Consider the following 22,469-nt stretch of genomic DNA (forward strand, 5'->3'; position numbering starts at 1 on the left):
TGCACAAATCACACTACGTGCGTTATGCAAATCACATGTCGTGCGTTATCCTCTGCCGGTGGCGCAACTCGCATTTCGGCGCGCCCGCACCGAGGAGAACAAGCGCCAACGGGCGGCGGCGCTGGTAGAGGCCGCGCGGTCGCTGGCCCTGGAAACCGGTGTCGCATCGGTGACATTGACCGCCGTGGCCAGCCGGGCCGGCATCCACTACTCCGCCGTGCGCCGCTATTTCACCTCACACAAAGAGGTATTGCTGCACCTGGCTGCGGAGGGATGGGTGCGGTGGTCGGGCACGGTGTGCGAGAACCTGGCCCAGCCCGGGGCAATGACGCCGGACCGGGTGGCCGAGACGCTGGCCAACGGACTGGCCGCCGACCCGCTGTTCTGCGACCTGCTGGCCAATCTGCACCTGCATCTCGAGCACGAGGTCGAGATCGAACGGGTCATCGAGATCCGGCGGACCATTTCGGCCGCCGCGATCGCCCTGGCCGACGCGATCGAACAGGCACTGCCGGCGCTCGGGCGTCCGGGAGCTTTCGACATCCTGATCGCCGCCTACTCGTTGGCCGCGGCGTTCTGGCAGATCGCCAACCCGCCGGCGAAGATCTCCGACGTCTACGCAGAGGAGCCCGAGGTGTTGCCGCCCGAATGGAACATCGACTTCGCCTCGGCGCTCACCCGGGTTCTCACCGCGACCTGCATCGGCACCCTCACGGGGTCCCGATGACGTCGTCGCTCGTATTGGCGAAGGCCACGGCCTCCATTAGGTTAGGGTACCTAAGTTGACTCTCAGGCTAATCAGTTGGCGGTTCTCGTATCGGTTAGGACAGCGCCCATGACGACGACCGAGCCAAGGACTGACCAGATGACGACCCCGGACTCCGTTCGCAACGAGAAGACGGCGACTCAGCGGCCGCCCAAGCGCCGACGTCTGGCCCGCCTCATCACCCGGTTCTGGCTCGTCCTCACCGTGCTGGCCGTCGTGGCCCTATCGGGCTTCGTCGTGCACCGGTTGCACGGCATCTTCGGCGTCCACAAGGGTTCCTTCGGCGGCGGCTCCTCCGGTGACGTCATCGACCAGTTCAACCCCAAGACGATCACCCTCGAGGTCTGGGGTGCACCGGGCAGCACCGCGACCATCAACTATCTCGACGAGAACTCCCACCCCCAGCAGGCGCTCAACGTGCCCCTACCTTGGAATACGGTATTGAAGTCGACCAAGCCCGGGATCCCGGCCAACTTGATAGCGCAGGGGACCGGCAGCTGGATCGCCTGCCGCTTCCTGGTGAACAACAACGACGGCCGCGGTGACGTCATCAAGGCGCCGAACCACTCGCCTCCCGAGCAGACGGTGAATGCGTTCGTCTACTGCCTGGACAAGTCCGCATGAGCGAGACCACCGAAGCGCCGCCGCGGGTCGAACAGCCGCTGATCCCGCCGTTCCTGCCGCGGATGATCCACCGGCTGGCGCTGCCGATCGTGCTGATCTGGTTGGGCATCGTGTTCGTGACCAACACCGTGGCCCCGCAGCTGGAGGTGGTCGCCAAGACCCACTCGGTGTCGATGAGTCCGACGGACGCAGCGTCCTTCCAATCGATGATGAAGGTCGGATCGAAGTTCAAAGAGTTCGACTCCGACAACTCGGCCATGATCCTGCTGGAGGGCGACAAGCCACTCGGGGCCGAGGCGCACCGCTACTACGACGACATCATCCGGCGCATCGAGCAGGACAAGAAACATGTTCAGCACGTCCAGGATTTCTGGAGCGATCCGCTGACGGCGGCAGGCTCCCAGAGCCACGACCAGAAGGCCGCGTACGTCCAGGTGTACCTCGCCGGCAACATGGGCGGCGGCCTGGCGAACGAGTCGGCCGAAGCCCTGCGCAAGATGGTGGACTCGGTGCCCGCGCCGCCGGGGATCAAGGCCTACGTCACCGGCGCGGGCCCGCTGTTCGCCGACCAGTCCCACGCCGGGGAAAAGGGCGTCATGGTCGTCACGCTCATCACCTTCGTGGTGATCATCGTGATGCTGCTGTGGGTCTACCGGTCGATAGCCACCGTCCTGATCATGCTGGCCATGGTCTTCATCGAGTTGGCCGCGGCCCGCGGTGTCGTCGCGACGCTGGGCAACTACGGGATCATGGGGCTGTCGACCTTCGCCAACAACATGCTGGTGTTGATGGCCATCGCCGCCGGTACGGACTACGCGATCTTCGTGGTGGGCCGCTATCAGGAGGCCCGTGGGCTGGGCGAGAGTCGCGAAGACGCGTTCTACACCATGTTCCACAGCACCGCGCACGTCGTGCTGGGGTCAGGACTGACCATCGCCGGCGCCATGTACTGCCTCAGCTTCTGCCGATTGCCCTATTTCCAGTCGCTGGGCGTGCCGTGCGCGGTCGGCATGCTGGTCGCGGTGTTGGCGGCGTTGACGCTGGGCCCGGCACTGCTGACCGTCGCGTCGTTCTTCAAGCTGATGGATCCGAAGCGGACGCTGCAGACCCGGGGCTGGCGTCGCATCGGCACCGCCGTCGTCCGTTGGCCCGCACCGGTTTTCGCGGTGACCATCGCGGTCGCGCTGGTCGGTCTGCTCGCGCTGCCCGGCTACCAGACGGACTACGACAACCGGCACTACCTGCCGGCGGACACGCCGGCCAACGTCGGGTACGCGGCCGCCGACCGGCACTTCGACCAGGCCCGGCTCAATCCTGAGCTGTTGATGATCGAGACCGACCACGACCTGCGTAATTCGGCCGATTTCCTGGTCCTGGACAAAGTCGCCAAGGCCGTCTTCCACATTCCCGGCATCGGCCGGGTGCAGACCATCACCCGGCCGCTGGGCACGCCGCTGGACCACAGCACCCTCGGATTCCAGATGGGTGCGCAAGCCGCCAGCCGCCTGCAGACCCAGCACTATCAGGACGAGCAGGCGAAAAACCTGCTGAACCAGGCCGACGAGCTGCGCAAGACGATGGCGACCCTGCACGAGCAGATGCAGGTCACCCAGGACCTCAGCAACACCACGCACGAGACCACCAAGCTCACCAAAGAAACCGTGAAGATCACCGAAGCGTTGCGCGACGACATCGCCACTTTCGACGATTTCTTCCGGCCGATTCGCAGCTACTTCTACTGGGAGAAGCACTGCTACGACATTCCGATCTGCTGGGCGCTACGGTCCATCTTCAATGCGCTGGACGGGATCGACCAGGTGGCGCAGAACATCCTGAGCCTCAGCGCCAACCTGGACCGGCTGGATGCGATCCAGCCCAAGCTGGTGGAGCTGATCCCGCCGCAGATCGAGAGCCAGCAACGCAATCTCGACACCATCATGTCGAACTACGCGACCACCATGGGTCTCAATCAGCAGGCGAGGGCGCAGGCCGACAACGCCACCGCCCAGGGGGATGCGTTCGACCGGGCCAAGAACGACGACACGTTCTATCTGCCGCCGGAGGCGTTCCAGAGCCCCGACTTCGCGCGGGGACTCAAACAGTTCATCTCGCCGGACGGGCATGCGGTCCGGTTGATCATCTCCCACGAGGGCGACCCGGCGACCCCGGAAGGCATCCGCCACATCGAGCCGATCAAGCAGGCCGTGCACGAGGCGATCAAGGGCACGCCCTGGGAGGGCGCCAAGGTTTACCTCGGCGGTACCGCCGCGACATTCAAGGATATGCACGACGGGTCCAACATCGATCTGCTGATCGCGGCAATCGCCGCGGCCACCCTGATCTTCATCATCATGCTGGTGATCACCCGAAGCGTCGTGGCGGCCATTGTGATCGTCGGCACGGTGTTGCTGTCGCTGGGCGCCTCGTTCGGACTCTCGGTCCTTTTGTGGCAGTACATCCTCGGCGTCAAGTTGCACTGGATGGTGCTGGCGATGGCGGTGATCCTGCTGCTGGCGGTCGGCTCGGACTACAACCTGTTGCTGATATCGCGGTTGAAGGAAGAGATCCATGCCGGGCTCAAGACAGGGACGATCCGCGCGATGGCCGGTTCGGGCTCCGTCGTGACCTCGGCGGGTCTGGTCTTCGCCGCGACGATGGCGACGTTTGCCTTCAGCCCGTTGAAAGTCATGGCGCAGGTGGGTACGACGATCGCGCTCGGTCTGTTGTTCGACACGTTGATCGTGCGGTCGTTCATGACGCCGTCCGTGGCCACCCTGCTCGGGCGCTGGTTCTGGTGGCCGCAACATGTGCGCCCCCGCCCGGCCAGCACCATGCTGCGCCCGTACGGACCGCGTCGCGCGGTGCGCCAGCTGATCCTCAACGACGTCGACGAACACCCGCCGGGCGGGCTGGTCAAGAAGCGCTGAATACGCCCGAGCGCCGCCGCGCCTACAGGGCGGCGACGTCGCGCATGATGTCGCGCAACTCGGACACCGGGGCGCCGCAGGTCAGGCAGTAGGTGCCGGACGTGCGCGCGAGCTGGCCGACCTGGACCAGCACCTCGGCCTCGGCGTGCCACAGGCAGGCGATGCACAGGATTTCGACGACATTGCCGAACGGGTCGACCTGCGGATGGTTGCATTCGTCCACCGCGTGCCGGTGCACAACGTAGCTGGCCCGGTTGGTGCACCCGGAGTCGGACTGACAGGTGATCGTTTGCCAGTCCAGGGCCGCGAGCGTGCCAGGGATCCCGTTGCCAGTCGTTTGGCTCATGATGACCTCCAGCTCCCGTACCACAGTTGCATCCGTCGTTTGCACGTATTGCGGAAATTGGCTGGGCCGGAGTGTCCATTATGGGTACCTTCAACCCGTCCGGGCAAGGGTCGGCCGCATGTGATTATCCGCGTTCCCTTAGTTATGGCACCCTAAGAAAACCGTACTTTTCTGACCACTACGATTCTTCCCGCTGGTCAGAGGTTCGAAACATCCGCCAAACGGTCACCGACAGGATGAATTCCGGGTCCCCCGATCGGGGGACAACGCCGTGAAGCTAGGGTCCGGTTGTCGGCTCGATCACGCAGAACGCCACACACATCGCCGACGCGGGAATGGACACCCACTGCAGTTGTCCGTCTGCCTGCCGCTGGCAGTAGATGGGACCGGGTTTTCCCCACACTTTGGCGCCCTCCGGCGAGCACGCTTTGCCCAGATCGCTGTCGGCGTGCGCCGGGGCACTCCCGACAAGGAGGGCGACCGGAACGGCCGCCGCCGATACCGCGAGCGCGACGAGTTTGCGCACCGCTATCCGGCCCAGTTCCAGACGGACATGTCGCCACGCGGGTACTGGTTGCAGATTTCAGTGCCCTTGGCGACGACACCCTTGTTGTTGAAGAAGATCTTCATGTGATTGACCCAGGCGAAGGTCAGCGGGTCGCCGTTGTAGAAGTTCTCCGAGTAGTCCCGGCGCTCTGCCGGCGACAGCGAGTAGAACCAGTGCGCCTTGTTGATCGTCGCTTCCTGGAGGTTCGCATGGTTGTTGAAGTCGATCATGTACCGCTGGTAGTACACCGGGCTGGTGTCGCGGACCGCCGCCAGGTACTGCTCGGCGTCACAGGTGGTCGCGATCTGCCGGCGCGGGATCGGGAAGTCTTCGGTGGAGTCGGCGGACGCGGTCGCAGGGGACACCGCGGCGGCCACGCCGAGAAGTAGCGCCAAGGCGCCGGTGCGGAGGCTGTTACTGAGCCGAGACATATTGATTACCGTAGCACTTCCAGGAGGCCGACGGGATGCCGGGAGAGAATCTGTAGCTCATCTCACTACCCACTGCGATCAGGAATTATCACGTGTGAGGGATCGGGCCGCAGCTCGGGCGGCGCCTGGCTGTAGTCGCCGAACGGGCCGTCTCTGCGCTCGACGGCGCTGCGCACCCCCTGCGCTTGTGCCGTCCGGATGAAGTCCAGTGCATCTGGGGTGTTCCGCATCAGTCCGTCGAGAATGCCGCCCAGCAACTGGGTGGACGCCAGGCCCATGTTCTCGTAAGCCTGGTTGACGATCAGCTTCTGCGCCCGCAGCTGCGAGAGCGGGATCTGCGCCAGTTCCGCGGCGATCTCGGCGACCCGCGCCTCCAGTCGCTCGAACGGCACCGCCTCGTTGATCAGCTCCACCTCGGCGGCTTGGACACCCGTCAGCGGCCGGCCCGTCAACGAATGCCACTTCACTTTCGCCAGGCTCAGCCGGTACAGCCACATGCCGGTCAGGTACGCGCCCCACATCCGGCTGTACGGGGTGCCGATCACCGCGTCCTCGCTGGCGATGACCAGGTCAGCGCACAACGCGTAATCGCTGGCACCACCGACACACCAGCCGTGCACCTGCGCGATCACCGGTTTCGAGGCGCGCCAGATCGCCATGAATTTCTGCGTGGGGCCGGTCTCGCGGGCGCTGACCATCGCGAAATCCTTGCCCGGGTCCCACTGGCCATCGGTCATCATCGCCTCGCCCCAGTGCTGAAAACCGCCGCCGAAGTCGTAGCCGCCGGAGAACGCGCGGCCGGCACCGCGTAGCACGATGACCTTGACGTCCTGGTCGCGTTCGGCCAGGCCGATGGCGGTCTCGATCTCGTCCGGCATGGGCGGGACGATGGTGTTGAGCTGCTCCGGACGGTTCAGCGTGATCGTGGCCACCGGACCGGCGGTGGAGTACAGCAGCGTCTGGAACTCGGGTGTCATAGCGCGAAGCGAAGCCGGTGCCGGACGCCGATGTCAAGAACCTCAGCATTCGGCAGCGGCGCGGGCCCGGCGCCGCAGCGCCCACCCGATCACCGCCGCGATGCACAGCACCCCGGCCGCCACCAGCAGGTATTTCTCGTACGGCTGGAAGTACTCGTAGAGCGCTGCGATGTGGTTGCCGGCCAGGTATCCGGCCAGCACCCAGATCACCACCCACACCGCAGAGCCGACCGCGTTGTAGCCCAGATAGCGCCGCCACGGCATGCGGGCCAGCCCCGCGACGATGCCACTGGCCTGGCGCAGCCCGTCGACGAACCGGCCGAGCGGCACCACAATGGGGCCGCGCTTTTCGAAGAAGCGCTCGGCCTTGGCCAGCCGCTCGTCGGTCAGGAACACATAGCGCCCGAACCGCAGCACCAGCTCACGTCCCCCGAACCGCCCGATGGCGTATCCGGCGTTGTCGCCGACGACGGCGGCCAGGAATCCCGCGACCATGACCAGGGCCACGTGCAGGTGGCCGGCACCGGCGTACATGCCGGCCGTGATCAGGATGATCTGACCGGGCAGGGGGATGCCCACGCCCTCCAGCCCGACCAGCACGATCACCGCCGCGTACCCGAACTTGTCCAACGTGGGGCCGAGCGACTCGAAGACACCCGGCAGCTGCGATGACATGACTTCCAGGGTGCCCAAAGAGCCGCGGTGTTAGACGTGTGGCGGTAGAGGCGAACCTCACGATGCCTGGTTCACCGGGCCCTCGACCGGGTACCAGCCACAGGCAGGATGTCCGCGCTCGGACAGGGGTGACTAGGACTTATGCGCCGTACTTCGAACAACGCCCGGCCCCGGCGGGAGAGCGGGGTGCGCCGGGCGCTGCATGAATTCCTCGGCGTGCCGCTGGCCATCATCGCCGGCTTCATCGTGCTGGCGATCCTCAACAGCGTCCTGGACGGTAACGAGGTGAGCTGGCTGCAACCGGCCAAACACCTGCTGGCCAAAGTGGCACCGCCGCAGGAGAACCAGTCGATGCTGCGCACGGTGGCGCCCGGGATGCTCACCTTGATGACGATCACGTTCGTCCTGTTGCTCACCCTGGTGCAGCGGATGTCCGACGTCTTCACCTGGGTGGTGGTGGAACAGTTTCTCAGCCGTCGGGTGAACCAGACCTTCTTCGGCTACTTCGCCGGCCTGTCGGCGTACTACGTCGTGGTGCTGACGCTGGTGGATCCGCAACAGGCCGTGTTCAGCACCGTCGCGGCGCTGATACTCAGCGTGCTGGCCCTGATGGGGCTGGTGGTGTTCGGCTACCTGGTGCTCGACCAACTGCGGCCGCCGTCGGTGGTGGAGCGCATCGTGCAGGTCACCATCGCCACCCGCGCCCACCAGCTGTACTGGCTGCGCAGGGTGCGGTCGCAACCGCTGCTCGCGCACCTGCCCGGCCGCACCGTCCGCTCCGGCTGCACCGGATACCTGGTCGACATCGACCTGGACCTGCTCGACCGCGCCCTGCAGTCCGCCCAGGGACCGGCCGAGATCGAGTTCAACGCCAAGCTGGGATCGCACATGGTCACCGGGACCGACCTGGCGACGGTGCGTGCCGCGCGGGACGACGAGCGCGAGCGGCTGGCCGATGTCGTCCTGGACGCCCTGTGCTGCGGCCGGGAGCGCCAGCTCACCCGGGAGCCCTCCTACGGGGTGCACCAGCTGTCCAGCATGGGATGGGGCGCGGCCACCCAGCGGGACTCCGAGGCGGCCCTGGTGACGGTGGACGGGCTGCATGCGCTGCTGGCCCACTGGGCGCAGGAGGAAACCCCCGGCCCGAAGGGCGACGACCTGGCGGTGGTGTACCGGTACGACACGATCTGCGAGGTGTTGAAGGCGTTGTCGAGCGTCGCGGCCGCCGCCATCGTGGGCGGTCAGCATCAGACGTGCGCCCAGGTGCTCAACGTCTACGCCAAGGCGCTACCGACGCTGTCCGCTGAGCACCAGCGCACCGCGGCCCAGCATGTGCGCAACACGCTGACGACCGTCGCGCAGCACCCGCGCACCGCGGAACTCGAGCATGCCCTGAGCGAACTGGGCCGGGCGCTCGGCGACAACGGGCACGGCGAGGTCGCGGCCGAACTGAAGCGCATCGAGGCGGACCTGGACAACCGGGTGCCCGAGCACCGCTGATCAACCCAGCATCCGCCACAGGAACGAGTAGGTCAGCGCCGACTTGAACGCGAGTTGCTCATTGTCGGCCGCCCCGCCGTGCCCGCCCTCGATGTTCTCGTAGTACCAGACCCGGTGACCGGCGGCCTCCAGCGCGGCGGTCATCTTGCGGGCGTGTCCGGGGTGCACCCGGTCGTCGCGGGTCGAGGTCGTCAAGAGGATCGGCGGATAGCTCCGGTCGGCCGAAATGTTCTGGTACGGCGAATACTCGGAGATGAACGCCCAGTCGTCCGGGTTGTCCGGGTCCCCGTATTCAGCCACCCACGAGGCGCCGGCCAGCAGCAGGTGATAGCGCTTCATGTCCAGCAACGGCACGTTGCAGACCAGCGCACCGAACTTCTCCGGGTACTTGGTCAACATGATCCCCATCAGCAACCCGCCGTTGCTGCCGCCCTGGGCGCCGAGCTGGCCGACGGTGGTGATGTCACGGCGCACCAGATCGTCGGCGACCGCCGCGAAATCCTCGGCCACCTTGTGTCGCCCCTCGCGCATCGCCTGGGTGTGCCAGCCGGGGCCGTACTCGCCGCCGCCGCGGATGTTCGCCAGCACGTAGGTTCCGCCGCGGGCCAACCACAACCGGCCCAGTACGCCGCTGTAGCCCGGCGTGTTGGCCGTCTCGAAACCGCCGTAGCCGTACAGCAGCGTCGGGCCCGGGCCGTCGATCCCGGCGGGTCGCACCAGGAAGTAGGGGATGGCCGTCCCGTCCGCCGAGGTCGCGAAATGCTGTGTCACCGTGAGGTTTTCCGCGTCGAAGAAGGCCGGCGCGGACTTGATCGGTTCGAGTTCGGCGGGGCCGGTGCCGCGCAACAGCCGCGATGGTGCGGTGAACCCGCTGGAATCCAGAAAGAATTCGGCGCCGGTGTCGTCGGCCGCCACGACCACGGTATTGGTCGAGTCGGGGATGCCCGTGATCGGTTCGCGCTGCCAGCTGCCCGGTGACGATCGCAAGGGCGGCGACGCCGGGCGCGGCGGGTCGTCACGCGAGGGTGGTGTCACCATCTCGACGCGGCTGGCGACGTCGGCCAGCGTGACGATCAGCAGCCGGTCCCTGGTCCATGCGTAGTGGTACAGGCAGGTGTGCTCGTCGGGCTCGAACACCACACTCAGATCCCTGGTACCGGCGAGGAACTCGTCGTACCTGGCGGCCAGCAGCGACCCGGCCCGGTAGGTGGTGTCGCCGACCGTCCAGTCACTGCGCAGGTCGATCAGCAGCCATTCGCGGTGCACCGACATGCTGCTGGCGTCGCTGGGCACCTCGATGGGCAGCAGCTCGGCGCCGCGCAGCTCGTATCGCTGCCGGTTCCAGAAGTCCAGGGAGCGACCGACGAAGGTGCGCACGAAGCCGGGGGTGCGGTCGGTGGATCCGCCGACGCTGACATCGGTGCGTTCGCCCTCGAACAGGGTCTCCGCCTCCGCCAACGGGGTACCGCGCCGCCACCGCTTGACGATGCGCGGGTAGCCGGATTCGGTCATCGAGTCCGGACCGAAGTCGGTGCCCACCAGGACGGTGTCCGGATCTGCCCAGTCGATCTGCGACTTGGCTTCGGGCAGCTCGAACCCGCCGGTGACGAATTCGCGGGTCAGCATGTCGAATTCGCGCACGATCACCGCGTCCGAACCGCCCGGGGACAGGCTGACCAGCGCGCGGGTGAGTTCGGGCTCGATCACGTTGGCCCCGGCCCACACCCAGTTCCGACCGTCCGCGCGGCCCAGTTCGTCGACGTCGATAAGCACGTCCCAGTCGGGTGCGTCGGTGCGGTAGCTGTCCAGCGTGGTGCGCCGCCACAGCCCCCGGGGATTGGCGGCATCGCGCCAGAAGTCGTAGAGGTATTCGCCGCGCCGGCGCACATAGGGGATGCGCGCGTCGGTGTCGAGCACCTCCAGCGCCTCGGCGCGCATCGTCTCGAAGTCGCCGGTGCAGTATTCGGCAGTGGTGGGCTCGTTGCGCGCGCGTACCCAGTCCAGCGCCTCCTCGCCGGTGACGTCTTCCAGCCACAGGTAGGGGTCGTCGGGAGCTTCAGCTGACATGAACCCATTGTGGTCCCGGCGGTACTGTGAGCTGTATTACACGAACTGACGAGGAGCCGAGAAATGCCTGTCTTCGCACGCCCGGGTTCCGCAGATGCGGTGATGACCTTCGAGTCCCGGTACGGAAACTTCATCGGCGGCGAGTGGGTCGCGCCCGCGTCCGGCCGTTATTTCGAGAACCCGACGCCGGTGACCGGCCAGTCGTTCTGCGAGATCCCCCGCTCCGACGAGGCCGACATCGAGAAGGCACTGGACGCCGCGCATGCCGCGGCGCCGGGCTGGGGCAAGACCGCGCCCGCCGAGCGGGCCGCGATCCTGAACAAGATCGCCGACCGCATCGACGCGAACACCCAGGCGCTGGCGGTGGCCGAGGTATGGGACAACGGCAAACCGGTCCGGGAGACACTGGCCGCCGACATCCCGCTGGCCGCCGACCACTTCCGCTACTTCGCGGCAGCCATCCGTGCCCAGGAAGGCGCGCTGTCCCAGATCGACGAGGACACCGTCGCCTACCACTTCCACGAGCCGCTCGGGGTGGTCGGGCAGATCATCCCGTGGAACTTCCCGATCCTGATGGGCGCCTGGAAGTTGGCGCCCGCGCTGGCCGCCGGCAACGCGATCGTGCTCAAGCCCGCCGAGCAGACCCCGGCCTCGATCCTGTACCTGATGTCGCTGATCGGCGACCTGCTGCCACCCGGCGTGGTCAACGTCGTCAACGGCTTCGGCGCCGAAGCCGGTAAGCCGCTTGCCTCCAGCAACCGGATCGCCAAGGTCGCATTCACCGGCGAGACCAGCACCGGGCGACTGATCATGCAGTACGCCAGCCAGAACCTGATCCCGGTCACCCTGGAACTCGGCGGCAAGAGTCCCAACATCTTCTTCAACGACGTGATGGCCGCCAACGACGACTTCCAGGACAAGGCGCTGGAAGGCTTCACGATGTTCGCTCTCAACCAGGGCGAGGTGTGCACCTGCCCGTCGCGCAGTCTGATCCAGTCCGCGATCCACGACGAGTTCCTCGAACTCGCGGCGATCCGCACCAAGGCCGTCCGGCAGGGTGACCCGCTGGACTCCGAGACCATGATCGGATCCCAGGCCTCCAACGACCAGCTCGAAAAAATCCTGTCCTACATCGAGATCGGCAAGGGCGAAGGCGCGAAAGTCATCACCGGCGGGGAGCGCGCCGAGTTGGGCGGTGACCTGGCCGGCGGCTTCTACGTGCAGCCGACCATCGTCACCGGCAACAACAAGATGCGGGTGTTCCAGGAGGAGATCTTCGGCCCGGTGGTCGCGGTGACCCCGTTCGACAGCTACCAGGAGGCGATGGACATCGCCAACGACACCCTGTACGGCCTGGGCGCGGGGGTGTGGAGCCGCGACGGCAACACCGCCTACCGGGCCGGGCGCGAGATCAAGGCCGGACGAGTGTGGGTGAACTGCTATCACGTGTATCCACCGCACTCGGCTTTCGGCGGCTACAAGCAGTCCGGGTTCGGCCGCGAAGGCCACAAGATGGCGCTCGAGCACTACCAGCAGACCAAGAACATGCTGGTCTCCTACTCCGACAAGGCGCTCGGCTTCTTCTGATCGCGGCCCCGCCGGGGCGCGGAAACCGCACTGCGGCAACGTGACCGGCGGTCGATTCGTGGTCATGTTGTGACCGGCAACGCGCCGCGAACGTGCCCGGCCCGGCAGCGCTGACTCAGTAAGGTCGTACAGCGTGATTCCCCTTCCGCGTGCGTGGCTGCTGGCCAGCGCCATGCTCGTCGGGTGCGTGGCCGGGCAACTGCTCGCGGTGGCAGCGCGTCTGCTGGTGGACACCCGGATGCGTCCCGATGTGGTGATCGCGCTGGTGGTGGGGGTGCCCAGCGTGCTCGGCCTGTCGTTGATCCTGGTCTCCGGGCGGCGCTGGGTGACCATGCTCGGTGCCGCGGTCCTCGCGCTGGCCCCCGGCTGGTTCGGGATGCTGGTCGCCCTGCAGGTGGTGTCGGGTGCCTGACAAGAAGGTCGACGAGGAGTCGAGCCCGGGCACCGAACCGTTCGTGCCGGATTTCGACACCGGTGCGCAGCCACCGGTGCCCGAATACGATGCCGGCGAGCCGTCGGTGCCGTTCGTGCCGGACTTCGACACCGACTCCCAGCCGTTCCTGCCACTGGCCGGGTTGCAGCAGCTGGAGAAGAAGTCCGTGCAGCCCGCGGCGGACGTCCCGGAACCGGACGATTCCGCACCGGACAGCGCGGAACCGGACACCTCGGCCGAGCCGCCCGGACCGGTGACCGTCCCGGGCCGGTATCTGTACCTGAAGTGGTGGAAGTTCGCGCTGGTGCTGTTCGGCGTGTGGTTCGTCGCCGCGGTGTTCGGGCTCAGCCTGTACTACTGGTGGTACCACGACCTGGACAAGACGCCGTCGGTCTTCGTGGTGTTCGGGTACGTCGCCACCTGCACCGTGGCGGGGCTGATTCTGGCGATGGTGGAAGCCAGGCCACTGATCGCGGCGCTGGCGATCGCGGTGATGTCGGCGCCGTTCGCCTCGGTCGCCGCCGCGGCGCCGCTCTACGGCTACTTCTACTGCGAACGTGTCGCCACGCCCTGCCTGATGAACGTCGTGCCCTACTAGGGTGGGCTCGTGACTTCTCACTATGACGTCGTCGTCCTTGGAGCCGGCCCCGGTGGATACGTAGCGGCCATTCGCGCAGCACAGCTCGGGCTGAAAACCGCGATCGTGGAACCGAAATACTGGGGCGGGGTGTGTCTGAACGTCGGATGTATCCCGTCCAAAGCGCTGCTGCGCAACGCCGAACTCGCCCACATCTTCACCAAAGAAGCCAAGGTGTTCGGCATCAGCGGCGAGGCGACCTTCGACTTCGGGGTGGCCTATGACCGCAGCCGCAAGGTGGCCGAGGGCCGGGTTGCCGGTGTGCACTTCCTGATGAAGAAGAACAAGATCACCGAGATCCACGGCTACGGCAAGTTCACTGACGCCAACACCATCTCGGTGGACCTCAACGACGGCGGCACCGAAGAGGTCACCTTCGACAACGCCATCATCGCCACCGGCGCCAGCACCCGCCTGGTGCCCGGCACCTCGCTGTCGGAGAACGTGGTGACCTACGAGAAGCTCATCCTGACCCGCGAGCTGCCCGCGTCGATCGTGATCGCCGGCGCCGGCGCCATCGGCATGGAATTCGGATACGTGTTGAAGAACTACGGCGTGGACGTCACCATCGTGGAGTTCCTGCCCCGCGCGCTGCCCAATGAGGACGCCGACTGCTCCAAGGAGATCGAGAAACAGTTCAAGAAGCTCGGCGTCAAGATCCTCACCGGTACCAAGGTCGAGTCCATCACCGACGACGGCGACGAGGTCACGGTCAGTATCAGCAAGGACGGCAAGTCCGACGAACTGAAGGCCGAAAAGGTGTTGCAGGCCATCGGGTTCGCCCCCAACGTCGAGGGCTACGGGCTGGACAAGGCCGGCGTGGAACTGACCGACCGCAAGGCGATCGGAATCACCGACTACATGCAGACCTCCACGTCGCACATCTATGCCATCGGCGACGTCACCGGCAAGCTGCAGTTGGCCCACGTCGCCGAGGCGCAGGGCGTGGTGGCGGCCGAGACCATCGGCGGCGCGGAGACGCTGGCCCTCGGCGACTACCGGATGATGCCGCGCGCCACGTTCTGTCAGCCCAACGTCGCCAGCTTCGGTCTCACCGAAGAGCAGGCCCGCGACGAAGGCTACGACGTGGTGGTGGCCAAGTTCCCGTTCACCGCCAACGCCAAGGCGCACGGGGTGGGCGACCCGAGCGGCTTCGTCAAACTCATCGCCGACGGCAAGTACGGCGAGCTGATCGGCGGCCACCTGGTCGGTCACGACGTGTCCGAGCTGCTGCCCGAGCTGACGCTGGCGCAGAAGTGGGACCTGACCGCGACCGAGCTGGCCCGCAACGTGCACACCCACCCGACCATGTCCGAGGCCCTGCAGGAATGCTTCCACGGGCTCATCGGTCACATGATCAACTTCTGAGCAGCATGCGAACCACGACCGCCGAGACGGTAGTCGGAACGATCGGCGGGCTGGTCGTCGGCTACGTCCTGTGGCTGGCCGCCATCACCGTCGGTGACGACGTCACCACGGTGCGCAATTGGAGTCAGTTGGTGCTGTTGGGCGCGGTCGCCCTGGCGGTCGGCGCGGCGCTGGGCGGCCTGCTGATGCGCTGGCGCCGCAGGCCCGGCTGGTCGGCGTTCGCGTTCGCGGTGCCGGTGCTGCCGGTGGTGCTGAGCCTGGCCGTGCTGGCCAACCTGTACCTGTAGCTCCCGCACCGGCGCCGCCGAGCGTCACGCCAGAGTGGCTGTCGGCGCCGAGCGTCACGCCAGAGTGACGCCCCGGGGCGAGCGCGCGGCCAATGTCAGCGCGGGTTGTCCAGCGGGATCCCCAGCGCGGTGATCGTGGCCGCCAATCCGTCGTATTGCGTTGCCAGCAGGCAGAATTCGATCAACCGGGCCCGGTTCAGGTGGGACGCCAGCTGCTGCCAGGTCTCGGTGCTGATGGTGCGGTCCTTGATCAGCTCGTCGGTGGCGCGCAGCAACGCCTGCTGCCGCGTGCTGAGCACCGCGCGGGGCCCGTCGCCGTCCGGGGACTCCGGCCAGGCGAAGATCGCGGCCTGCGCCAGGGCGTCCAGCCCCGCCGTGCGGGCCATCCCACGATGGTGCTGCAGCTCGTACTCGCAGGACCGCAGGTGCGCGACCCGCAAGATGACCAGTTCGGAGTCGATCGCCGGGAGTCGGCCGCGCATCAGACGTCCGGAATAGATCGCCCACAGCCAGAACAGCGTCTGCCGGGAACCCAGGGTGGTGAACAGGTGCATCTCGGGCGCGCGCACCTTGCGCGCAGCCAGCTTGGCGATCACCCAGTTGATCGGACCCAGTTGGCGCAACCGGCCGGGCGGGATGCGCACCACCTGGTCGCCGGTCATGCCTGCTGCACCAGGTACGGCGACACGGTGCTGCGGTGCTCGTCGATGTCGAGTGCGCGGCCGAGCGCGGGGAACGCCCGCTGGGGACAGTTGTCGCGTTCGCAGACCCGGCAGCCCGCGCCGATCGGAGTGGAGACGTCCCCGGACAAATCGAGTCCTTCCGAATAGACGAGCCGGTGCGCGTGGCGGAGCTCGCAACCCAGCCCGATCGCAAAGGTCTTACCGGGCTGACCATATCGGGCCGCGCGCCGCTCGACGGTGCGGGCCACCCACATGTAGTTGCGGCCGTCGGGCATCTGGGCGACCTGCACCAGGATCTTGCCGGGGTTCGCGAACGTTTCGTAGACGTTCCACAGCGGGCACGTCCCGCCGCTGGAGGAAAAGTGAAAACCCGTGGCGGACTGGCGTTTCGACATATTGCCGGCGCGGTCGACCCGGACGAAGGACAGTGGTACGCCGCGCATCGACGGCCGTTGCAGCGTGGAGAGCCGGTGCGCGATGGTTTCGTAGCTGACCAGGTAGAAGGCCGACAGCCGTTCGACGTCGTAGCGGAAATTCTCGGCGACATCGTGGAACTGGCGGTAGGGCAGCACCGTGGCGGCGGCGAAGTAGTTGGCCAGTCCGAGCCGGGCCAGCGTGCGCGACTCGGCACTGGTGAACTTGCCCTCTTCGACCAGGCCGTCGATCAGGTCGCCGAACTCGAGGTAGGCCAGCTCGGCGGCCATCTTGAACACCTGCTGGCCGGTGGCCAGGTGGTTGCTGATCTCCAGCGTCTTGGCCGCGGGGTCGTAGCGGTGCAGCACGTTCTCGCCGAGGTCGATGCGCCGGGTGATACGCACCCCGTGCACCTCGGTGAGCCGGCGGGTCAGTTCGCGGGCCAGATCGCCGTGGTGCATCCGCATCTGGACGGTCAGGTCTTCGGCGGCGGTGTCCAGCGCGTGCAGGTAGTTCTGACGTTGGTAGAAGTAGTCGCGCACCTCTTCGTGCGGCATGGTGATGGACCCGCTGCCGCTGCTGCCGTCGAAGTAGCGGTCCTCGGTGGCGGCGGCCAGTTGCGCGGTGGTGAGCCGGTAGCGACGGTGCAGATTGACCACTGCGCGGGCCAGGCTCGGGTGCGCGTTCACCATCTCGGCGATCTCGGTGGGGTCGACGTCGATGTCCAGATCGCGGTCCAGGGTGACTTCGCGCAGCTCGGCGACCAACCGGGTGGCGTCCTGGGAGGCGAAGAAGGTGGCGTCCACCCCGAACAACTCGGTGATCCGCAGCAGCACGGCCACCGTCAGCGGGCGCACGTCGTGCTCGATCTGGTTGAGGTAACTGGGCGAGATGTCCAGCATCTGGGCCAGTGCGGCCTGGCTGAATCCGCGCTCGTTGCGGAGCTGGCGGACCCGGGCGCCGACGAACGTCTTGGACACTCCAGGAGCCTACGCTTGTTGCTAAGACTCAGTTAGCAGAGTTGGCAGGTTGGTGTTTCGGGCCGGCCATTGGCATGATTCGCATCGGCCTTCCTGGGTAAACCCGGGGGCACCGAGTGAAAATGGGGACGGGGAGCAGCACCGTGAGCCTTGACAAGAAGTTAATGCCGGTTCCGGACGGGCACCCTGACGTCTTCGACCGCGAGTGGCCGTTGCGGGTCGGCGACATCGACCGGACCGGCCGGCTGCGGCTGGACGCGGCCTGTCGGCATATTCAGGACATCGGCCAGGACCAGCTGCGCGAGATGGGTTTCGAGGAGACGCACCCGCTGTGGATCGTGCGGCGCACCATGGTCGACCTGATCCGGCCCATCGAGTTCGGCGACATGCTGCGGTGTCGGCGCTGGTGCTCGGGAACATCCAACCGCTGGTGCGAGATGCGGGTGCGCATCGACGGCCGCAAGGGCGGGCTGATCGAGTCGGAGGCGTTCTGGATCCACGTCAATAAGGAAACCGAGATGCCGGCGCGGATCGCCGACGACTTCCTGGCCGGACTGCACAAAACCACGTCGGTGGATCGGCTGCGGTGGAAGGGCTACCTGAAGCCCGGCGGCCGAGACGACGCGGCGGAAATCCATGAGTTTCCGGTGCGGGTGACCGACATCGACTTGTTCGACCACATGAACAACTCCGTGTACTGGAGCGTGGTCGAGGATTACCTGGCCTCCCACACCGACCTGCTGGACGGCCCGCTGCGGGTCACCATCGAACACGAGGCGCCGGTCGCGCTGGGCGACAAGCTGGAGATCATTTCGCACGTCCACCCGGCCGGATCGACCGACAAGTTCGGGCCGGACCTGGTCGACCGGGCTGTTACAACGCTCACATATGCGGTCGGCGACGAGACGAAGGCCGTCGCGGCGCTGTTCGCTCTCTAACAGGACAAGCGTTCTGTTAAATTAGTGTTGACCTGCGGTTCTTGTTACCGGGCGGTAGCTTCTGAACCGGTTCAGAAAATTTGCGGCTTCGCAAGATTTGCAAAATGACCGCAGGTCATAGCCGAAATTGGCAAGTGAAATGGGTAGACCAGCAGGAATGCCCTGTGCCAAGGTCGTGTTAGCACAGCAGTGAAGATGGAAGTCGAACCCGAAGCTTCCGGCTGGGTGGCAAGCAGCCACCAGCAATTCAGTAGTGAGTGAACCGTTAAGGAGCTGTCCAATGTCTGTCGTTGGAACCCCCAAGAGCGCTGAGCAGATCCAGCACGACTGGGACCACAACCCCCGCTGGAAGGGCGTCAACCGCACCTACACGCCGCAGGACGTCGTCGCGCTGCAGGGCCACGTCGTCGAGGAGCACACCCTGGCCCGCCGCGGCGCCGAGGTGCTCTGGGAGCAGCTGCACGAGATGGACTTCGTCAACGCGCTGGGCGCGCTGACCGGAAACATGGCCGTCCAGCAGGTGCGCGCCGGCCTCAAGGCGATCTACCTGTCCGGCTGGCAGGTCGCCGGTGACGCCAACCTCTCCGGGCACACCTACCCCGACCAGAGCCTCTACCCGGCCAACTCAGTGCCGCAGGTGGTGCGTCGCATCAACAACGCGCTGCTGCGCGCCGACGAGATCGCCAAGGTCGAGAACGACCGCTCGGTGGACAACTGGCTGGCCCCGATCGTCGCCGACGGCGAGGCCGGCTTCGGTGGTGCGCTCAACGTCTACGAGCTGCAGAAGGCCATGATCGCCGCCGGTGTCGCCGGGTCGCACTGGGAAGACCAGCTGGCCTCGGAGAAGAAGTGCGGCCACCTCGGTGGCAAGGTGCTGATCCCGACTCAGCAGCACATCCGCACCCTGACCTCCGCCCGCCTGGCCGCGGATGTCGCCGGTGTCCCGACGGTCGTCATCGCCCGTACCGACGCCGAGGCCGCCACCCTGATCACCTCCGACGTCGACGAGCGGGACCGCCCGTTCATCACCGGTGAGCGCACCAACGAGGGCTTCTACCGGGTCAAGAACGGTCTCGAGCCGTGCATCGCCCGGGCCAAGGCCTACGCGCCGTACGCCGACCTGATCTGGATGGAGACCGGTACTCCGGACCTGGCGCTGGCCAAGCGGTTCGCCGAGGGCGTCAAGGCCGAGTTCCCCGACCAGATGCTGGCCTACAACTGCTCGCCGTCGTTCAACTGGCGCAAGCACCTCGACGACGCGACGATCGCGAAGTTCCAGAAGGAACTCGGTGCGATGGGCTTCAAGTTCCAGTTCATCACGCTGGCCGGATTCCACGCGCTGAACTACTCGATGTTCGATCTGGCCCACGGCTACGCCCGCAACCAGATGACCGCGTACGTCGAGCTGCAGGAGCGCGAGTTCGCCGCCGAGGAGCGTGGGTACACCGCCACCAAGCACCAGCGCGAGGTCGGTGCCGGCTACTTCGACCGGATCGCCACCACGGTGGACCCCACTTCGTCGACGACGGCGCTGGCCGGCTCGACCGAAGAGGGCCAGTTTCACTGAGGATGAGGCCAGTGCGGAGCCGGGCGACCCCCGGTTCGCGCTGAAGTAGCATAGGCCCCGCCCGGCAACCCTGGGCGGGGCCTATTGCGGTGCAGGACAATTCGGGCGATCAGTGGAGAAGACAGTGAGCGATGCAGCAATCCAGCGGGTAGGTGTGGTCGGGGCCGGGCAGATGGGCGCCGGTATCGCCGAGGTGTCGGTTCGTGCGGGTGTCGCCGTCACCGTGTTCGAGACCACCGAGGCGCTGATCACCGCGGGCCGTAACCGCATCACCAAGTCGCTGGAACGGGGTGTGAGCGCCGGCAAGGTCACCGAACGCGAGCGCGACCGCGCACTGGGGCTGTTGACGTTCACCACCGACCTGGGCGACCTGGCCGACCGGCAGCTGGTCATCGAGGCCGTCATCGAGGACGAGACGGTGAAGGCCAAGATCTTCGCCGAGCTGGACCGCGTGATCACCGACCCCGAGGCGGTGCTGGCGTCCAACACCTCCAGCATCCCGATCATGAAGATCGCCGCGGCCACCCAGAACCCGCAGCGGGTGCTGGGCCTGCACTTCTTCAACCCGGTCCCGGTGCTGCCGCTGGTGGAGCTGGTGAGCACCCTGGTGACCGACGAGGCCGCCGCCGCCCGCACCGAGGAGTTCGCCGGCGCCGTGCTGGGCAAGCAGGTGGTGCGCTGCTCGGACCGCTCCGGCTTCGTGGTGAACGCCCTGCTGGTGCCCTACCTGTTGTCGGCGATCCGGATGGTGGAGGCGGGCTTCGCCACCGTCGAGGACGTCGACAAGGCCGTCGTCGCGGGATTATCCCATCCGATGGGGCCGCTGCGGCTCTCTGACCTCGTCGGCCTGGACACCCTCAAGCTGATCGCGGACAAGCTGTACGAGGAGTTCAAAGAGCCGCACTACGGACCGCCGCCGCTGCTGCTGCGGATGGTGGAAGCCGGCCTGCTGGGCAAGAAATCCGGCAAGGGCTTCTACACCTACTGAGCTACTTCTGCAGGGTGAACTGGTCGACGTCGGTGTAGCCCTGGCGGAACAGCTTCGCGCAGCCGGTCAGGTACTTCATGTAGCGGTTGTAGACCTTCTCCGACTGGATCGCGATGGCCCGCTCGCGCTGGGCCTCGAGCGCGGTCGCCCAGATCTCCAGCGTCCTGGCGTAGTGCAGCTGCAGCGACTGAATGCGCTTCATCGTGAAGCCCGCGGCCGCCGCCTGCTCCTCGACCACCGGAACCGTGGGCAGGTCGCCGCCCGGGAAGATCTCGGCCAGGATGAACTGGCTGAAGTGCACGATCTCGCGGGTCAGCGGCAGGCCCTTGGCCCGGGCCTCGCGCATCGTCGGGCGCACGATCGTGTGCAGCAACATGCTGCCGTCGCTGGGCAGCACCTCGTGCGCCATCTTGAAGAACCGCTTGTAGCGGTGGCGGCCGAAGTGCTCGAACGCGCCGATCGAAACGATGCGGTCGACGGGTTCATGGAACTTCTCCCAGCCCTCCAGCAACACCCGCCGGGACCGGGACGTGTCCAGCTCGTCGAACTTCTGCTGCACGTGGGCGGCCTGGTTCTCGGACAACGTCAAGCCCACGACGTTGACGTCGTATTTTTCGATGGCGCGCCGCATTGTGGCGCCCCAGCCGCAGCCGATGTCCAGCAACGTCATTCCCGGCTCGAGGTTCAGCTTGCCTAAGGCCAGGTCGATCTTGGCGAGCTGGGCCTCTTCCAGCGTCATGTCGTCGCGCTCGAAGTAGGCGCAACTGTAGGTCTTCGTGGGGTCGAGGAAGAGCCGGAAGAAATCATCGGAGAGGTCGTAGTGCGCTTGCACGTTGCCGAAATGCGGCGTGAGCTGCACGGCCATACGATGTCTGCCTTTCTTTTATCGGAGCGAAAGCCTGCACCCCGCCCCGATGCATTCCCTGCATGCTAGCCGCTGTCCAGCACCCCGATAGCCCACTGAAGGTAATGCCGCAGGTGAAGGGGGCTTTACGTGCCCTAACTCACTGGTCCCGGGGCGGCACGATGGGGGACGGGTGCGGTTGACCGCGGAACTTCTCCAGTGAGCCGCCGGCCTCGACGATCCCGCACAGCGCGCTCCAGCTCAGCATGGTGAGGTAGTCGATCAACTCGTCGCTGCTCATCCGCGGGTCCGACATCCACGAGTGGGTGGCCAGTTGCACGCCGCCGACGATCAGGTAGGCCCAGGGCTCCACGCCGCCGACATCCATGCCGACCTCGCGCATCCGGCGGCGCAACATCACCGCGATCATCCGGGCGATGATCCGCTCGGAATCGGCGATCACCTTGCTCTTACTGCCCGAGCTGTTCGCCATCACGAACCCGTACGGTTCGGGTTCGGCGGCCATGGTCTCCACGTACACCCGGATCACCTCGCGGGTCAGCTCGTAGCCGTCCAGATTGGAGGACAGTGCCGCGGCCATGTTGGGGATCAGGGTGGTCTGCGCGAAGCGCATCATCACCGCGGTCGTCAGATCGTTCTTGTCGACGAAGTAGCGGTACAGGACGGTTTTGGACACCCCGATCTCGGCGGCGATCTCGTCCATGCTCAGGAACCGGCTCTGCCGGCGAATCGCCTCGATGGTTCCGTCGACCAGCTCGTTGCGGCGGTCCACTTTGTGTTGGTGCCAGCGCCGCTTGCGACCATCGGTCTTCGCGCTGCGAGCCGGAATTTGCTGTGCCACTTTCGCCGATTCCCAATCGTT

At 66.3% G+C, this 22,469-nt stretch carries 22 protein-coding genes; 12 read left to right on the forward strand and 10 right to left on the reverse strand.

Annotated features, from left to right (window positions below; translation table 11 throughout):
* The first annotated feature begins 40 nt into the window (after positions 1-40).
* From ACZYZ9_RS07475 to ACZYZ9_RS07485, 3 genes are all read left to right on the forward strand, one after another.
* Positions 41-727, forward strand: a complete 687-nt coding sequence (locus ACZYZ9_RS07475; RefSeq protein WP_463825607.1) for a TetR/AcrR family transcriptional regulator — start codon at positions 41-43, stop codon at positions 725-727.
* Between the two features lie 138 nt (positions 728-865).
* Entirely contained in the window at positions 866-1,390 is a 525-nt protein-coding gene (locus ACZYZ9_RS07480; protein WP_463825608.1) for an MmpS family transport accessory protein, read from the forward strand.
* Positions 1,387-4,317, forward strand: a complete 2,931-nt coding sequence (locus tag ACZYZ9_RS07485; RefSeq protein WP_463825609.1) for an MMPL/RND family transporter — start codon at positions 1,387-1,389, stop codon at positions 4,315-4,317. The genes ACZYZ9_RS07480 and ACZYZ9_RS07485 overlap by 4 nt, the downstream gene beginning before the upstream one ends.
* Before the next feature lie 22 nt (positions 4,318-4,339).
* On the opposite strand, the gene ACZYZ9_RS07490 is transcribed toward ACZYZ9_RS07485, so the two are convergent.
* The 5 genes from ACZYZ9_RS07490 to ACZYZ9_RS07510 all read right to left on the reverse strand — a co-directional run bounded on the left by ACZYZ9_RS07490 (position 4,340) and on the right by ACZYZ9_RS07510 (position 7,293).
* On the reverse strand, positions 4,340-4,663 hold the full coding sequence (locus ACZYZ9_RS07490) for a hypothetical protein (protein WP_463825610.1): 324 nt from the start codon (positions 4,661-4,663) through the stop codon (positions 4,340-4,342).
* Between the two features lie 277 nt (positions 4,664-4,940).
* Complete coding sequence (locus tag ACZYZ9_RS07495; RefSeq protein ID WP_463825611.1) at positions 4,941-5,189, reverse strand: hypothetical protein; 249 nt, start codon at positions 5,187-5,189, stop codon at positions 4,941-4,943.
* Positions 5,190-5,191: 2 nt separating this feature from the next.
* Positions 5,192-5,641, reverse strand: coding sequence for a DUF5078 domain-containing protein (locus tag ACZYZ9_RS07500; RefSeq protein ID WP_463825612.1), 450 nt, complete (start codon positions 5,639-5,641; stop codon positions 5,192-5,194).
* Positions 5,642-5,706: 65 nt separating this feature from the next.
* Positions 5,707-6,618, reverse strand: a complete 912-nt coding sequence (locus ACZYZ9_RS07505) for a crotonase/enoyl-CoA hydratase family protein (RefSeq protein ID WP_463825613.1) — start codon at positions 6,616-6,618, stop codon at positions 5,707-5,709.
* 42 nt (positions 6,619-6,660) lie between these two features.
* The gene (locus ACZYZ9_RS07510; protein WP_463825614.1) at positions 6,661-7,293 is read right to left on the reverse strand and encodes a DedA family protein; all 633 of its coding nucleotides are present in this window, start codon (positions 7,291-7,293) and stop codon (positions 6,661-6,663) included.
* 141 nt (positions 7,294-7,434) lie between these two features.
* Here ACZYZ9_RS07510 and ACZYZ9_RS07515 point away from each other — a divergent pair, with 141 nt between their 5' ends.
* Positions 7,435-8,793: a DUF2254 family protein gene (locus tag ACZYZ9_RS07515; protein ID WP_463825615.1), complete on the forward strand. Its 1,359-nt coding sequence runs from the start codon at positions 7,435-7,437 to the stop codon at positions 8,791-8,793.
* Here ACZYZ9_RS07515 and ACZYZ9_RS07520 read toward each other — a convergent pair whose 3' ends face one another.
* Entirely contained in the window at positions 8,794-10,860 is a 2,067-nt protein-coding gene (locus ACZYZ9_RS07520; protein ID WP_463825616.1) for a prolyl oligopeptidase family serine peptidase, read from the reverse strand.
* 63 nt (positions 10,861-10,923) lie between these two features.
* On the opposite strand from ACZYZ9_RS07520, the gene exaC reads away from it, so the two are divergent.
* The 5 genes from exaC (at position 10,924) to ACZYZ9_RS07545 (ending at position 15,172) form a co-directional block, all read left to right on the forward strand.
* Positions 10,924-12,447, forward strand: coding sequence for an acetaldehyde dehydrogenase ExaC (exaC, locus tag ACZYZ9_RS07525; RefSeq protein ID WP_463825617.1), 1,524 nt, complete (start codon positions 10,924-10,926; stop codon positions 12,445-12,447).
* Positions 12,448-12,580: 133 nt separating this feature from the next.
* A complete protein-coding gene (locus tag ACZYZ9_RS07530; RefSeq protein WP_463825618.1) occupies positions 12,581-12,859 on the forward strand; it encodes a putative holin in 279 nt (92 codons plus the stop codon).
* Entirely contained in the window at positions 12,852-13,478 is a 627-nt protein-coding gene (locus ACZYZ9_RS07535) for a hypothetical protein (protein ID WP_463825620.1), read from the forward strand. Before ACZYZ9_RS07530 ends, ACZYZ9_RS07535 begins: the two co-directional genes overlap by 8 nt.
* Positions 13,479-13,487: 9 nt before the next feature.
* Positions 13,488-14,885 carry a dihydrolipoyl dehydrogenase gene (gene lpdA, locus ACZYZ9_RS07540; RefSeq protein WP_463825621.1) on the forward strand — a complete coding sequence of 466 codons (1,398 nt, stop codon included), beginning with the start codon at positions 13,488-13,490 and terminating at the stop codon, positions 14,883-14,885.
* A 5-nt stretch (positions 14,886-14,890) separates the two neighbouring features.
* Positions 14,891-15,172, forward strand: coding sequence for a hypothetical protein (locus ACZYZ9_RS07545; RefSeq protein ID WP_463825622.1), 282 nt, complete (start codon positions 14,891-14,893; stop codon positions 15,170-15,172).
* A gap of 95 nt (positions 15,173-15,267) precedes the next feature.
* On the opposite strand, the gene ACZYZ9_RS07550 is transcribed toward ACZYZ9_RS07545, so the two are convergent.
* Positions 15,268-15,834, reverse strand: coding sequence for a carboxymuconolactone decarboxylase family protein (locus tag ACZYZ9_RS07550; protein WP_463825623.1), 567 nt, complete (start codon positions 15,832-15,834; stop codon positions 15,268-15,270).
* Complete coding sequence (ramB, locus tag ACZYZ9_RS07555) at positions 15,831-17,249, reverse strand: acetate metabolism transcriptional regulator RamB (protein ID WP_463825624.1); 1,419 nt, start codon at positions 17,247-17,249, stop codon at positions 15,831-15,833. The genes ACZYZ9_RS07550 and ramB overlap by 4 nt, the downstream gene beginning before the upstream one ends.
* A gap of 143 nt (positions 17,250-17,392) precedes the next feature.
* Between ramB and ACZYZ9_RS07560 the strand changes: the two genes are divergently transcribed.
* The 3 genes from ACZYZ9_RS07560 to ACZYZ9_RS07570 all read left to right on the forward strand — a co-directional run bounded on the left by ACZYZ9_RS07560 (position 17,393) and on the right by ACZYZ9_RS07570 (position 20,742).
* Positions 17,393-18,187 (forward strand): acyl-ACP thioesterase domain-containing protein, encoded by a 795-nt coding sequence (locus ACZYZ9_RS07560; RefSeq protein ID WP_463825625.1) that lies wholly within the window; start codon positions 17,393-17,395, stop codon positions 18,185-18,187.
* Between the two features lie 280 nt (positions 18,188-18,467).
* The gene (gene aceA / locus ACZYZ9_RS07565) at positions 18,468-19,754 is read left to right on the forward strand and encodes an isocitrate lyase (RefSeq protein ID WP_463825626.1); all 1,287 of its coding nucleotides are present in this window, start codon (positions 18,468-18,470) and stop codon (positions 19,752-19,754) included.
* A 124-nt stretch (positions 19,755-19,878) separates the two neighbouring features.
* Complete coding sequence (locus ACZYZ9_RS07570) at positions 19,879-20,742, forward strand: 3-hydroxybutyryl-CoA dehydrogenase (protein ID WP_463825627.1); 864 nt, start codon at positions 19,879-19,881, stop codon at positions 20,740-20,742.
* A gap of 1 nt (position 20,743) precedes the next feature.
* Here the strand turns inward: ACZYZ9_RS07570 and pcaA are convergent, their stop codons facing one another.
* Together pcaA and ACZYZ9_RS07580 are read right to left on the reverse strand one after the other, a co-directional pair.
* Positions 20,744-21,607, reverse strand: coding sequence for a cyclopropane mycolic acid synthase PcaA (pcaA, locus tag ACZYZ9_RS07575; protein WP_463825628.1), 864 nt, complete (start codon positions 21,605-21,607; stop codon positions 20,744-20,746).
* A gap of 139 nt (positions 21,608-21,746) precedes the next feature.
* A complete protein-coding gene (locus ACZYZ9_RS07580; RefSeq protein WP_463825629.1) occupies positions 21,747-22,448 on the reverse strand; it encodes a TetR/AcrR family transcriptional regulator in 702 nt (233 codons plus the stop codon).
* Positions 22,449-22,469: the final 21 nt, after the last annotated feature.

The organism is Mycobacterium sp. IDUB_28, assembly GCF_055419285.1.